The sequence below is a fragment of the Phenylobacterium sp. LjRoot225 genome (assembly GCF_964252855.1).
GTDB lineage: Bacteria > Pseudomonadota > Alphaproteobacteria > Caulobacterales > Caulobacteraceae > Phenylobacterium.
The window spans coordinates 1019979-1033734 of the sequence record NZ_CAXUPL020000002.1; the positions used below are offsets into that span (position 1 = coordinate 1019979).

The window sequence follows — 13756 nt, forward strand, 5'->3', positions numbered from 1 at the left end:
ACGGATGAGTCGCATCTACTACGGCTGGCGCGTCGTCGCGTTGGCGATGCTGATCTACATGCTGGTGATCGGCGCGACCTTCAGCGCCTTCGGCCTGTTCGTTCATCCCGTCTCGGCGGAGCTTGGGCTGTCGCGCGCGGAAATGAACACGGCGCTGATCCTGATGAACCTCGGCAACGCCGCCGTCGCCCCGATCCTCGGACGGCTTCTCGACAGGTTCCCGGTCAAGTGGGTCTTCCTGACGTGCGCAATCGTCCTCGGGGCGAGCCTCGCGCTTCTGGGCCTGTCCCAGTCGGTCTGGCTGAGCAGCTTCGTGCTCGCCGTCATGCTGCCCATCGGCTACCTGGGCGCCAGCAGCCTCACCATGTCGGTGCTCGTCGCCCGCTGGTTCACCGCCCAGCGGGGCCGCGCCATGGCGCTCAGCGGCATCGGCATGGCGCTCGGCGGCGTCACCGTGACGCCCATCGTCGGCCTGCTGATCGAAGGTCAGGGGTGGCGAACCGCCCTGCTGATCATGGGCGCGGCCTTGGGCGCCGTCCTGGTTCTGCTGGCCGTGCTGCTTCGCGAACGTCCAGGCCCGAACGACATCGAGCAGCCCGGGCCCGCGACGCCTGCGGCCATGCCGGCCGCGCCCCCGCTCGCCCAAGGCGGCCCGGCCAGCCTGGGCTCCATCCTGCGGTCGGCGCAGTTCTGGTCGATCGGCCTGAGCGGCGCCGCGGCGCTGGGGGTCGTCCAGATCATCGGGATCACCCTCATCCCCCTGGGGCGCGAGAGCGGACTGACGATGATCCAGGCCACCAGCCTGATTTCCGTCATGGGCGGCGGCGCCATCGTCGGCGCCCTGCTGCTCTCCGTCTTCGCAGACAAGATCGACAGGATCGTGCTGCTGACCGTGCTGCTGCTGCTGGGCGGGGCGCTCAACGCCATCCTGCCCTACGCCCACGACTACCTGCCCCTGGTCGTCGCCGCCGCCCTGCTGGGCATCACCACCGGCTCCCTGCCACCGGTGTTCATGGCCCTGCTTGCGGACCGCTTCGGGGCCTCGTCCTTTGGCACCGTCCGAGGGCTGACGATGCCGCTGATCGCCGCCATGGGCATGATCGCCGTCCGGTTCGGCGGCGAGGTCTTCGACCGCACGGGCGGATACGATGTGATGTTCAACGTCTTCGTCGTCGTCCAGATCGTCGCCGCGGGACTGATGTTCGCCACCCGCTTCGCCGCCCCGATCAAGACCAGCCAGGTCGCGGCCTCGCCGGCGTCATGACCTGAGGCCCCGACCTCCCCCGGCGATAAGGGGGAGGTCGGGCCATGGATGACATCGCGAACGCGGCGCTCTACCTCTACGGTCCTCAGACCATGGGGGCTCCGATCAAGACGCCACGCACGCCGCCCGAAGCCGACGACGGAACGCAGACAGGCTCCACCGCGCCGGCGCCGGCCGAGCGCGACCTCGAACGCGCTCTCGGCAGCCAGATCCGCGCCATCCGCCGCCAGCAGGACCTGTCGGTCGCGGATCTGGCCAGCGCGGCCGGCATCTCCAACGGCATGCTGTCGAAGATCGAGAACGGCGGCATCTCGGCCTCGCTCGCGACCCTGCAGTCGATCGCCGCCGTCCTGCAGGTTTCGCTCTCCTCGCTCTTCGCCTCGTTCGAGGAGCGGCAGGACTGTTCCTATGTGCCGGCCGGCAAGGGCCTGACCATCGAGCGGCGCGGCACCAAGGTCGGCCATGTCTATGAGTTGCTCGGCCACGTACTGCGCGGCGACGTCGTCGTTGAGCCCTATTTGATCAAACTGCGCGAGCACGCCGCCCCGCACACCAGTTTCCGGCACAGCGGCGTCGAGTTCCTCTACATGCTGAAGGGCGAGGTGACCTACCGGCACGGCTCGGAGACCTATCCACTCAAGGTGGGCGACGCCCTGCTCTTCGACTCCAGCGCCCTGCATGGTCCGGAGACCCTGTCCGACGGCGAGACGGAGTATCTGTCGATCATCGTCTACCCCCGCGCCCAGCCCTGAGGTGATTTCTTATCAGGAAGAATTAGTTCCTGAAGATTGACGCTCACGGCGCCGCTCCCTACAAGGATCGGAGCAACAGGCGTGAGCCAGATCGATGTGCGGGATTGTCGGCCTCTTCCTGAAAGACCCCGGGCTCGAGCCCCGGCTCGGCGCGCTGGTGGCGGACATGCTGGCGGTGATGACCGACCGCGGGCCCGATAGCGCGGGCTTCGCCATCTACGGCGACGGACGTCCCGACCAGCTCAAGCTCACCATCCGTGGCGCGGACCTGGAGAGCGTCGCCGAAGCGCTCGGGCCCAAGATTACCGGCGTCGTGCGCGACACCCACCTCGTCCTCACCCTGCCCCTGGTCGAGGAGGCGAGCGTCCGCGCCTGGCTGGCGACGGAACGTCCCGACCTGGCGGTCACCGGCAGCGGCCAGCGCATCGAGCTCTACAAGGAGGTCGGGCTGCCCGGCGCGGTCGCCGAGCGTTTCGGCCTGGCCGGGATGTCCGGCACCCATGCGATCGGCCACACCCGCATGGCCACCGAAAGCGCGGTCACGACCGCCGGCGCCCACCCCTTCTCCACCGGCGCCGACCAGTGCCTGGTGCACAACGGCTCGCTGTCCAATCACCGCAGCCTGCGGCGCAGGCTCGAGCCGCAGGGGATCGACTTCTCCACCGACAACGACAGCGAGGTGGCGGCCGGCTACCTGACCTGGAGGCTGCGGGAGGGCGCGTCCCTGAGCCAGGCGCTGGAGAGCAGCCTGACCGATCTCGACGGCTTCTTCACCTTCGTGGTGGGGACCGAGAACGGCTTCGCCGTCCTGCGCGACCCGATCGCCTGCAAGCCGGCGGTGATGGCCGAGACCGACAGTTACGTCGCCTTCGGCTCGGAATACCGCGCCCTGGTCGGCCTGCCCGGCATCGAGGCCGCGCGGGTCTTCGAGCCCGAGCCCGCCCGAGTCTACGCCTGGGAGCGCAACTGATGCCGGTCGTCGACCTCGCCGTCACCAAGCGGCGCGACCTCAACGCCGCGCTGCATGCGCTGGCGCCCGACACTAACGACACCTTCTGGCGCGTCGAGAACCCGATGGGCCAGCACGCCCTGGCGGTCGGCCTCGACGCCGCCGTCGCCGTCGAGATCGCCGGCCACGTCGGCTACTACTGCGCGGGCATGAACAAGCTGGCGACGGTCGTGATCCACGGCAACGCCGGCGTCGGCGTCGCCGAGAACATGATCTCGGGCAAGGTCCACGTGAAGGGCGACGCGAGCCAGTCGGCCGGCGCCACGGCGCACGGCGGCCTGCTGGTGATCGACGGCGACGCCTCGGCCCGCTGCGGCATCTCGATGAAGGGCGTCGACATCGTGGTGAAGGGCTCCATCGGCCCGATGAGCGCCTTCATGGCCCAGTCGGGCGCCCTGGTTGTGCTGGGCGACGCCGGCGACGCCCTGGGGGACTCCATTTACGAGGCCCGCCTCTTCGTCCGCGGTTCGGTGAAGTCGCTGGGCGCCGACTGCGTCGAGAAGGCGATGCGCCCGGAGCATCTCGAGCTTGTGGCGCGGCTGCTCGATGCGGCGGGGGTCAGCGGCGTCGAGCCCTCGGCGTTCAAACGCTATGGCTCCGCCCGCACCCTCTACAACTTCCACGTCGACAACGCCGCGGCGTACTGAGGGCGCATCCGATGGACACCCGCAAGATCCCCCGGACGCTGCCGCGGCAATCGGCGACCTTCGATCCTGACACTCTGTCGGAGATCCGCCGGGCAGCAGCGACCGGCATCTACGACATCCGCGGCGGCGGGGCGAAACGCGCCCTGCCCCACTTCGACGACCTCCTGTTCCTCGGCGCCTCGATCTCGCGCTATCCGCTGGAGGGCTATCGCGAGACCTGCGCCACCGACGTCTGGCTGGGCACGCGCTACGCCAAGAAACCCATCCACCTGAAGATCCCGATCACCATCGCCGGGATGAGCTTCGGGGCGCTGTCGGGCCAAGCCAAGGAGGCGCTCGGCCGGGGCGCGACGATCGCCGGAACCTCGACCACCACCGGCGACGGCGGCATGACGCCGGAGGAGCGCGGCCAGTCGCAGACCCTGGTCTACCAGTACCTGCCGTCGCGCTACGGGATGAACCCGGACGACCTGCGCAAGGCTGACGCCATCGAGGTGGTGATCGGCCAGGGCGCCAAGCCCGGCGGCGGCGGCATGCTGCTCGGCCAGAAGATCTCCGATCGGGTGGCGCAGATGCGCAACCTGCCCAAGGGCGTCGACCAGCGCTCGGCCTGCCGCCATCCCGACTGGACCGGCCCTGACGACCTCGAGATCAAGATCGAGGAGCTGCGCGAGATCACCGACTGGGAGAAGCCGATCTATGTGAAGGTCGGCGCGACCCGGCCCTATTACGACGTGGCGCTGGCGGTGAAGTCGGGGGCCGACGTCGTCGTGCTCGACGGCATGCAGGGCGGCACGGCGGCGACCCAGGACGTCTTCATCGAACACGTCGGCATCCCGATCCTGGCGGCCATCCGTCCGGCGGTGCAGGCGCTGCAGGATCTGGGGCTGCATCGCAAGGTGCAGCTGGTCGTCTCCGGGGGGATCCGCAACGGCGCCGACGTGGCCAAGGCCCTGGCGCTCGGCGCCGACGCCGTCGCCATCGGCACGGCCGCCCTGGTGGCGCTGGGCGACAACGATCCGGCCTACGAGGACGACTACCGCAAGCTGGGGACCACAGCCGGCGCCTATGACGACTGGCACGAGGGTCGCGATCCCGCGGGGATCACCACCCAGGATCCGGAGCTGGCCGCGAGGCTCGATCCGGTCGCCGCGGGGCGAAGGCTGGCCAACTATCTGGCGGTGATGACGCTGGAGGCCCAGACGATCGCCCGGGCCTGCGGCAAGAGCCATCTGCACAACCTGGAGCCAGAGGACCTGGTGGCGCTGACCCTCGAGGCCGCAGCCATGGCCCGCGTGCCGCTCGCCGGCACCAACTGGATCCCGGGCGGCGGGGGCTTCTGATCCGCTGAGTTCGCAGTCAACTGAGGCGGCCGAACCTGGATCAGGCGCCGCCCGCAAGGTCGGGGAATGAGATGTCGGTCAGCCTCGCTGAGATCGCCAAGGATCGGGGGATCAAATACTTCCTGATCTCCTACACGGACCTGTTCGGCGCCCAGCGCGCCAAGCTGGTCCCGGCCTCGGCCATCGACGGCATGCAGAAGGCCGGGGCCGGCTTCGCCGGCTTCGCGACCTGGCTGGACATGACGCCCGCCGACCCGGACCTGTTCGCCAGGCCCGATCCGGCGAGCTTCATCCAGCTGCCGTGGAAGCCGGAGGTGGGCTGGCTGGCCGCCGACCTCTGGATGGACGGCAAGCCCGTCGCGCACGCGCCGCGCAATGTCCTGAAGGCCCAGATCGCCAAGGCGGCCGAGCTTGGCCTGCAGATGAAGACCGGGGTCGAGTGCGAGTTCTTCCTGATCACCCCGGACGGCGGGGCGGTCTCCGACGCGGCCGACACCCAGATCAAGCCCTGCTACGACCAGCAGGCCCTGATGCGCCGCTACGACGTCATCACCGAGATCTGCGACGCCATGCTGGCGCTGGGCTGGTCGCCCTATCAGAACGACCACGAGGACGCGAACGGGCAGTTCGAGATGAACTGGCTCTACGACGACGCCCTGGTGACCGCCGACCGCCACGCCTTCTTCAAATACATGGCCAAGTCGATCGCCGAGAAGCACGGCCTGCGGGCGACCTTCATGCCCAAGCCCTTCGTCCACCTCACCGGCAACGGCTGCCACATGCACGTCTCGCTGTGGAAGGGCGAGACGAACGTCTTCGAGGGCGGGGCCGACGCGGCGACCCTCTCGCCCGTGGGGCTGAACTTCATCGGCGGGATCATCCACTCGGCCGACGCGCTGGCCGCCTTCCTCAATCCGACGGTCAACAGCTACAAGCGGATCAATGCGCCGCGCACGACGTCGGGCGCCACCTGGGCGCCGAACTCGGTGACCTGGACCGGCAACAACCGCACGCACATGATCCGGGTGCCCGAGGGCGACCGCTTCGAGCTGCGCCTGGCCGACGGTTCGACCAACCCCTACCTGCTGCCGGCCTCGGTGCTCGCCGCCGGCCTCGACGGCCTGGCCGAGAAGCGCGACCCGGGCCCCAGGCTGGACATCAACATGTACACCGACGGCGACAAGGCCGGCGACGTGAAGACGCTGCCGCTCAACCTGCTCGACGCGCTGCGCGCGCTGGAAGCCTCGTCGGTGCTGGGAAGCGCGCTCGGCGAGCTGGCGCCGGCCTATCTCAAGCTCAAGCAGGCGGAGTGGAATGACTTCACCCGCCACCTCACCCAGTGGGAGCGCGACTGCACCCTCGACTGCTGAGGGCGAGCAAGGAGCCTTCTAGACGTCGCCGGTGGAGGCGCGTCGGACGATCTCGTAGCCGACGTAGGTCGTGGTGACCGTCGTCTCGGCCGTTCCACGGATTTGCCCGGCAATCTGTCCCAGCGCCAATGCGGCCATGCTGGCGACCGGTTGACGGACTGTCGTCAGCGCCGGCCAGACCCTGGCCGCCACGGAACTATCGTCGAACCCCGCCACGATCAGCTCACGGGGGATCTCCAGTCCCCGCAGGTGCGCGGCCGTGAGGACGCAGGCGGCGATTTCGTCATTCCAGGCGAAGACGGCGTCGGGACGCGGATCCAGGTCCAGAAGCCTGCCCGCGGCGTCGACATTGGCGGTGATGCTGACGCCGCCCGCGACGATCAACTCGGGGGCCGCCGCGCGTCCGTGCGCCTCCAGGCTGGCCAGATACCCCCGCCGCCGGCCGTCCGACATGTTGAGGCCCTGCGGCGCATCCACGAAGCCAATCCTTCGACGGCCCTTGGCGATCAGCAGGTCGGTGATGTCGCGGGCCGCCGCCACCTCGTCAATCCGCAGGCTCGAGATGCCCGCCAGCTCCGCCGTGGGCGAAATCGCGATCAACGGGATATCCAGATCGTCGAGCTCCGGGCGCCGTACGATCTGTTCTGCGACGCCCCCGGGGATCAGCACGCCGTGCGCGCCCGCGTCACGCAGGCGAACGATCCCATCGACGATCGAGCGCGCGTCGTACACGTCCACCCGCTCAAGAACGATTTGAGCGTCCTGCTGCGAGGCGGCGTTGAGCACGCCCACCAGGATCTCGCTGAAGAAGCTCTGCTCCATCTCGCCATGGAGCAGGCCCAGGGTGATCGCAGACGCCCTGGCGAGCTGCCGCGCAGCCGGGTTCGGCGTGTAGTTGAGCTCCTCGACCGCACGGAGCACCGCCTCTCGCGTCGCCGCCGTGACGTTTCGGCCGTTGAGGACGTTCGACACGGTCATCGCAGAGACGCCGGCATGGGCCGCGACTGTGCGAATCGTGACGGCCGATTTTCCCTGCCTGAACGCCCGCGCCATTTTCACCTCTGCGGCTGATCGGTCGAACCGCACCTATCGCCGACCTGCGGCGTCCAGCCAAGCTCAACGGGATCACCCTCCCACCTAGCCGAATTGACAACCACTCCCGCTGATTTTACCGGTATAATCATACAAAAAAAGAAGTTCACGGGAAGGGAGCGAAATGAAGACCCAGCTGTCAGGGTTAATTACGGGCGTGAGCGCTCTGGCGATCGCCTCAGCTGCGGCGGCCCAGGCCGCTCCGGCGGCGACGCCTGAGCTCTCCGAAGTCGTCGTCACCGGCACGCTGCTGCGGGGCGTCGCGCCGTCAGGTTCGGAAGTCGTTGCGGTCGGACGGCAGGAGATCCTCGCAACCGGCGCCACTTCGACGGCGCAACTGCTCGCCACTGTGCCCCAGGCCGCGTCCTTCAATACGCGCCCGATCGTATCGGCAACCGGATCGACCCAGCTCACCGTCAATCGGCCGAACCTACGCAATCTGCCCGGAGCGTCCGGGGGTGGATCCTCGACGCTGGTCCTGGTGGACGGACACCGGCTGCCAGGCATGGGCATTCGCCAGACGGTCCCAGACCCTGACGCGATCGCCCCCGGCGCGATCGACCGGGTCGAGATCGTGCTCGACGGCGGCTCCTCCCTCTATGGCGCGGACGCGGTCGGCGGGGTGATCAACTTCATCACCCGCAAGCGCTTCGACGGCGTCGAAGCCAAGGGAAGCTATGGCTTCGGCGACGACTATCAGAGCGCCAACACCAGCCTCACCGTGGGCAAGACCTGGGAGTCTGCGTCAGCCTTCGTCAGCTACGACTACGCTTGGCACGACTCTCTGTACGGGCGTGACCGCGACTATGTCCGCCGGCTGGATTACCGGACGGGGCTGCCGCTCGACCTGACCTGCGCCCCCGGCAATGTGTCGATCGGGGCGTCGGTCTATGCTCTGCCCGGGCTGACGCTCGGCAGCGCGAACCGCTGCGACCTCAGCGACAACCGGACCTTCTACCCCAGCGAGAAGCGCCATTCGGTGTTCGGCGGCTTCACCTTCGCTCCGGCCGGGCCGATCACCTTCGACCTACGCGGCTTCTATACGCACCGGGTGAACGACGGCGACGGCGGACCGCTCACGGCCACCGCGACGATCGCCCCGATCAATCCCTTCGTGCCGGGCTTCACGCCCAACCCCTTCTATCGCAGCACCGGCGACGCCAACGCCTTCCAGGCCCAATCCGTCTCAATGGATTTCTCGTCGATCCTGGGCGCCCACAGCAAGCAGCGCACCCAGCTCGACACCTGGGGCGTGACACCGTCGATCACGGCGGACCTCGGCGGCGGCTGGCAGCTCCGCTGGCTCGGCAACTATGGCCGTGGCCGGACGAAGGTCGCGAACGAGCGGCTCGACGACGGCGCGATTTCCAATCTCGTGCTCACCGGGAATCTCGACCCCTACAATCTGAGCAACCCCGCCAACGCCGCCGTTCTGCCCCTTGTCACCAACTTCCTGGACTATGGGCTCAGCCACAACGAACTGATCAACAGCCGCCTGGTCCTGGACGGCTCGCTGTTGACCCTCCCGGGCGGTGATCTGAAGGTCGCGGCAGGCGTGGAATACATCCACGAAAAATATGAGTCGCAGATCAATGGCACGGTGGCGGCCAGCGCCGTCGGGGCGCTGCCGGTGGCCTCGGCCAACCGCAACGTGTCGGCCGTATTCGGCGAGGTCCAGGTTCCGGTTGTCGGCGACGGCAACCGCTCCGGCGGCCTCTATTCGCTGAGCCTTTCGGCCTCGGCGCGCTACGACCACTACAGCGACTTCGGCGGCACCTTCAATCCGAAGTTCGGGCTGACCTACGAGCCCGTGGAATGGGTCAAGCTGCGCGGAACCTGGGGCAAGTCATTCCAGGCGCCCAGCCTCGCCGACGGCGCCGGGGCCGCGCCGCCGACGATCTTCGCCTTCCCGTTCATCCTCTTCGCGAACCCCGCAGTGGGTTCGACGCCTGGACAGGCGCAAATCTTCCTTGGCGGCGGCGGGACCGATCTGAAGCCGCAGAAGTCCACCACCTGGTCCGCGGGGTTTGAAGTGAAGCCGCCGGTGGTCGACGGACTTAAGATCAGCGTCAATTATTACAACATCAAGTTCAAGAACCTCATCGACATCCCGCCGGTGTTCAATCCGGCCGTCTTCTACTCGTTGTTCACCGGCAACTACATCATGAACCCGACAATCGCCCAGGTGCAGGCGCTGGCGGCGCAGGCTCCCGGCGGCCTCGCCATGGTGTCGCCCTTCACGGTCGTCCCCGGTCAGGTCTATTCGATCGCCGACGGGCGGCGCACCAACCTGGCCGCGGTGGACACCGACGGTCTCGATCTGTCGGTGACCTATCAGAGGGACACAGGTTTCGGGTCGATCTACGCCAACGTCGGCGGCAACTATGTGCTGAACCGCAAGGAGCAGTCGGTTGCGACCGCTCCCACGGTCAATACCGTCCGCAATCAGTCGCGCTTTCAGCTGTCCAGCACGCTCGGCATGGTCGTGGGCGCCCTGCGCGCCCAGGCCACGCTCAATCATCTCGGCGGATGGGATGTTGCGCCGCTGGTTTCCAACCTCAACCAGGGCCGCATCAAGTCGTTCAACGTCGTGAACGCCTTCGTCCAATACGACGTCAGCGGTCAGGGCATGCTCAAGGGCCTCTCCCTGACCTTCAACGTCGACAACGTCTTCGACAAGGATCCCCCAGGCTACAATGGCGTGATCAACTCGCTCGACGGATATGCTGTCACGAGCATCGGTCGCGTCGTCCAGTTCGGGATCAACAAGAAGTTCTGACCTGCATATCGGCTCCAACCTTCCTCTGACTGGAACGGGCGATCCCTTGATTAGAAACCGAGAAATCTATTCGCGCCCCTTCAGGCGGCGCATCGAGCGGCTATTGGTCGCCGGCCCGCTGGTTGCGTCGGCGATGTTGGCCGTGGGGCCCGTCGCGGCCTACGCCGCGGACGCGCAAGCTTCGGCGTCGGCTCCCAGCGCGTCGGTCCCCGATCCGCTGTTCAGCCAGCCCTACATCGACATCGACGAGTGGCGCGACGCTCCGGTCCGCCACCGCTATGTCCACGGCGGCTTCAAAGGCACGGACACGCGGTTCTCCGTCTACCTCCCGCCCAAGGCGCAATATCAGGGCCGCTTCTTCCAGCACCTCACGCCGGCCCCGGACAACGAGAACCTGGCGCAACGCCCGGCGGCCGGCGAGGAGAACAAGCTCGCCTTCGCGCTCTCCAGCGGCGGCTATTTCGTCGAGACCAACGGCGGCGGGCCGGCCGTCGCAGGCTTCGGCTCCAAGGACCCGACGATCGGCGCCTACCGCGCCAACGCCGCCGCAGCCCGCTACTCGCGCGTGATCGCGCTGGAGATGTATGGCGGCAAGCGGCCCTACGGCTATGTCTACGGCGGCAGCGGCGGCGCCTACCGGACCATCGGCTCGTTCGAGAACACGCGCGGCGTCTGGGACGGGGCCGTGCCCTACGTCCTCGGCTCGAGCATGGCGATCCCCAATGCCTTCAGCGTGCGGATGCACGCCATGCGGCTGCTCAAGGACAGGTTCCCGCAGATCCTCGACGCCGTCGAACCCGGCGGCAGCGGCGATCCCTATGCTGGACTGACCGCCGAACAGGCGGGCGCGCTGCGGGAGGTGACCCGGATGGGCTTCCCGCCGCAATCCTGGTTCGGTTGGAAGACCATGGGCATTCACGGCTTCGCCGCCCTCTACGGCGGCGTCGTCATGGCCGATCCCGGTTACTTCACCGATTTCTGGACCAAGCCCGGCTACTACGGGTTCGATCATCCCGAGAGCTTCGCCGGCGCCCGCCTGCAGCATAGAACCACGGTGGCGGAGGCGTTCACGGCCGCGGACGCCGCCCGGATGGGGCTCAACACCCGGTTGGTGAACGGCACCGTCACCGGCAACGTCGACGACTCCTACGCCGCCCTGCAAGGCGATGCGGCGAAGCATGTCGTCGCCTTCCGCCTCGCCGCCGCGCCGCCGCCGGTCGACTTCCTGGGCGGTGACCTGATCGTCCTCTCCGGCGCCGCCAAGGGCGCGCGGCTGACCGTCAGCCGGATCGACGGCGACAAGGTGATCCTGGGCATCGTCGACCCCGCCGTCGCCGCCAGGCTCGCGGCCGGCGACGAGGTGCAGCTCGACAATTCCAACTTCCTGGCCGCCCAGACCTATCACCGCCACCAGGTCCCGGGCCCCGAGTTCACCGCCTGGGACCAGTTCCGCGGCCCCGACGGCAAACCGCTCTATCCCCAGCGGCCGATGCTGCTCGGGCCCTTGTTCACCAAGGCCACGGCCGGCTCGGTTCCGGAGGGGAATTTCGACGGCAAGATGATCCTGGTGGAGTCGCTCTGGGACCGCGAGGCCTTCCCCTGGTCGGCCGACTGGTACCGCGCCCGGGTGCAGAAGCATTTCGGCGCGGCGACCGACGACCATTTCCGCCTTTGGTACACCGACCACGCGCTCCACGGGGACAACACCCAGCAGGAGGACCCGACCCGCACCGTCAGCTATCTGGGCGTCCTGCACCAGGCGCTGCGCGACGTGGCGCAATGGGTGGAAAAGGGAACCCCGCCGCCGGCCAGCACCAGCTATCGCATCGACGACGGCCAGGTGGTGATCCCGGCCGCCGCCGCGGCGCGCAAGGGCGTCCAGCCGGTTGTGGCCCTGACCGCCAACGGCGGCGCGCGGGCCGAAATCACCCGCGGCCAGGCGGTGACCTTCGTCGGAACGATCACAGTCCCGCCCGGCGCCGGATCGGTGGTCGGGGCGCGGTGGGATTTCGAGGGAAGCGGCGCCTTCGCCGACAGCTCGCCGGTGGCGAAGGGGGCGCAGACCGTGCGCGTCACCGTGACCCATCGCTTCGAGACGCCGGGAACCTACTTCCCCGCGCTCCTCGGAACTTCGCAGCGGCAGGGCGACGCAAACACGCCTTACGCCCGGATCCAGAATCTGGGCCGGGTGCGCGTCGTCGTGAAGTAAGGGGCCAGGATCGATCGGCGGCCTTCGCCGCAAGATCCGCTGCGAGGCCGCCCCGAGCCGGGCGGTCTGATCGCGCGCGGGTCGATCGGGGAATCGAAACGGCCCCGGAGCTTGAGCTCGACGGGGCCGTTGTTAATTTTGGGTGGGCAGCCCCGCACTCAGTGGCGCCCCACAGGCCTCACAACCGAGCCACTCCAGCACTCGCTTCACCTCGCGCACACTCGCCTGGATGGCGGTCTTGGGAACAGGTTTCCGCAGGACCGCACAGGCCTCGGGGATCTCTCCCATGCGGTATAGCGTTAGCGCGAGACCGATCAGAGACCGTCCGTGATAGCCCCGCTCGCTCAGGACCGTCCTTCTGCCGTACCAACGCTCGGCTTGCTGCTCGAGCGTGCGCACCCTGTCGAACCAGGGAACACCATACTCAAGCACCGCGTCAGCCAACGCCTTTGCGCCATCACGCTCGTCGCGCTTCCACCAGCGATCAAATCCATCGATGAGCGCCCCGATGCGCTCGCTCCTCGGCGGCATCTGGATGGCGTCTTCTGGTCCAAAGATTTCCAGGAAGAGCTTCTCAGTCTCGAGATCCTTCGTGAAAAAGTTGACCGTCACGCCGAGCCCGCCGGACTGCCGATTCACACATTCCCAGATATCGTCACGGACACGCACCCAGTCGTCGCCGCTTCGTTTGAAGCCGTGCAGACGCAGGACGTCGTCCAGCGCCTTTGCGTACGAACGCCCCATCACATGAACCTCTTCGGATCATAAAATAGCGCCCTTACCTTCTGGCCTGTAGCCTCTTCGTATTTCCTCACTTGTCTTGCTGCAGCCTCCCTCCCCAAGGGCGTGTTGGGCTTGACTTCAACGTACTTCCGCACATTGGGATCTGGAGTTCGCGGCGGAGCGCCAAGATCTGGCTTTAGGGTCTTCCCATTGGGTCCGGGCGCCTTCGGCTCATACTCCCAGCCAGGTTTGGCGCGCGCCATGTCCTCGTAAAACTTGTGCGCTCAACGACCAGCCTTTGTCGCCCAGTTGTCGCCAACTCGGAGACGTGGGCCGCCGGCTTAGAACCAGCGGCCCACGCGAAATGACCTTGGGAGCGAAGCGGGCGGCGAGCGCGGCCGCAGCCTCCACTCCAAGCACAGCGGCTATAGGAGCGAGGGACGGCACCGCCATCCAGCAGTTCTGTATGTCAATCTGCCGAACCGTTCGGACCCGATCTGGTCGGCATGCCGAGGTTGGCGGAACGTGGACGACAGCGCATTCTCGATAGCCTCGAAGGCGTCGCACC

10 protein-coding genes are annotated in these 13756 nt (G+C 67.6%); 8 read left to right on the plus strand and 2 right to left on the minus strand.

What is annotated here, in order from left to right:
- Positions 1-4: 4 nt before the first annotated feature.
- The 6 genes from ACSQ2B_RS15020 to glnT all read left to right on the plus strand — a co-directional run bounded on the left by ACSQ2B_RS15020 (position 5) and on the right by glnT (position 6385).
- Positions 5-1264: an MFS transporter gene (locus ACSQ2B_RS15020; protein WP_436050990.1), complete on the plus strand. Its 1260-nt coding sequence runs from the start codon at positions 5-7 to the stop codon at positions 1262-1264.
- Between the two features lie 44 nt (positions 1265-1308).
- On the plus strand, positions 1309-2016 hold the full coding sequence (locus ACSQ2B_RS15025) for a helix-turn-helix domain-containing protein (RefSeq protein WP_436050992.1): 708 nt from the start codon (positions 1309-1311) through the stop codon (positions 2014-2016).
- A 94-nt stretch (positions 2017-2110) separates the two neighbouring features.
- Entirely contained in the window at positions 2111-2986 is an 876-nt protein-coding gene (locus tag ACSQ2B_RS15030; protein WP_436050994.1) for a class II glutamine amidotransferase, read from the plus strand.
- Positions 2986-3672 carry a hypothetical protein gene (locus ACSQ2B_RS15035; protein WP_436050995.1) on the plus strand — a complete coding sequence of 229 codons (687 nt, stop codon included), beginning with the start codon at positions 2986-2988 and terminating at the stop codon, positions 3670-3672. The genes ACSQ2B_RS15030 and ACSQ2B_RS15035 overlap by 1 nt, the downstream gene beginning before the upstream one ends.
- Positions 3673-3683: 11 nt before the next feature.
- Entirely contained in the window at positions 3684-5015 is a 1332-nt protein-coding gene (locus tag ACSQ2B_RS15040) for an FMN-binding glutamate synthase family protein (RefSeq protein WP_436050996.1), read from the plus strand.
- Positions 5016-5086: 71 nt separating this feature from the next.
- Positions 5087-6385: a type III glutamate--ammonia ligase gene (gene glnT / locus ACSQ2B_RS15045; protein WP_436050998.1), complete on the plus strand. Its 1299-nt coding sequence runs from the start codon at positions 5087-5089 to the stop codon at positions 6383-6385.
- An 18-nt stretch (positions 6386-6403) separates the two neighbouring features.
- Here the strand turns inward: glnT and ACSQ2B_RS15050 are convergent, their stop codons facing one another.
- Positions 6404-7438 carry a LacI family DNA-binding transcriptional regulator gene (locus tag ACSQ2B_RS15050; protein ID WP_436051000.1) on the minus strand — a complete coding sequence of 345 codons (1035 nt, stop codon included), beginning with the start codon at positions 7436-7438 and terminating at the stop codon, positions 6404-6406.
- A gap of 163 nt (positions 7439-7601) precedes the next feature.
- On the opposite strand from ACSQ2B_RS15050, the gene ACSQ2B_RS15055 reads away from it, so the two are divergent.
- Both ACSQ2B_RS15055 and ACSQ2B_RS15060 read left to right on the plus strand, forming a co-directional pair.
- Entirely contained in the window at positions 7602-10256 is a 2655-nt protein-coding gene (locus ACSQ2B_RS15055) for a TonB-dependent receptor (RefSeq protein ID WP_436051002.1), read from the plus strand.
- Between the two features lie 142 nt (positions 10257-10398).
- Complete coding sequence (locus tag ACSQ2B_RS15060; RefSeq protein WP_436051003.1) at positions 10399-12465, plus strand: hypothetical protein; 2067 nt, start codon at positions 10399-10401, stop codon at positions 12463-12465.
- Between the two features lie 132 nt (positions 12466-12597).
- Here ACSQ2B_RS15060 and ACSQ2B_RS15065 read toward each other — a convergent pair whose 3' ends face one another.
- Positions 12598-13209 carry a DUF4304 domain-containing protein gene (locus ACSQ2B_RS15065; RefSeq protein ID WP_436051004.1) on the minus strand — a complete coding sequence of 204 codons (612 nt, stop codon included), beginning with the start codon at positions 13207-13209 and terminating at the stop codon, positions 12598-12600.
- Between the last annotated feature and the right edge of the window lie 547 nt (positions 13210-13756).

Excerpts from the sequence above, each read along its gene's own strand:
- ACSQ2B_RS15050 (WP_436051000.1), bottom strand. The coding sequence starts at position 7,438 with ATGGCGCGGGCGTTCAGGCAGGGAAAATCGGCCGTCACGATTCGCACA.
- ACSQ2B_RS15020 (WP_436050990.1), top strand. The coding sequence starts at position 5 with ATGAGTCGCATCTACTACGGCTGGCGCGTCGTCGCGTTGGCGATGCTG.
- ACSQ2B_RS15040 (WP_436050996.1), top strand. The coding sequence starts at position 3,684 with ATGGACACCCGCAAGATCCCCCGGACGCTGCCGCGGCAATCGGCGACC.
- ACSQ2B_RS15025 (WP_436050992.1), top strand. The coding sequence starts at position 1,309 with ATGGATGACATCGCGAACGCGGCGCTCTACCTCTACGGTCCTCAGACC.
- ACSQ2B_RS15035 (WP_436050995.1), top strand. The coding sequence starts at position 2,986 with ATGCCGGTCGTCGACCTCGCCGTCACCAAGCGGCGCGACCTCAACGCC.
- ACSQ2B_RS15055 (WP_436051002.1), top strand. The coding sequence starts at position 7,602 with ATGAAGACCCAGCTGTCAGGGTTAATTACGGGCGTGAGCGCTCTGGCG.
- ACSQ2B_RS15065 (WP_436051004.1), bottom strand. The coding sequence starts at position 13,209 with ATGGGGCGTTCGTACGCAAAGGCGCTGGACGACGTCCTGCGTCTGCAC.
- ACSQ2B_RS15030 (WP_436050994.1), top strand. The coding sequence starts at position 2,111 with ATGTGCGGGATTGTCGGCCTCTTCCTGAAAGACCCCGGGCTCGAGCCC.
- glnT (WP_436050998.1), top strand. The coding sequence starts at position 5,087 with ATGTCGGTCAGCCTCGCTGAGATCGCCAAGGATCGGGGGATCAAATAC.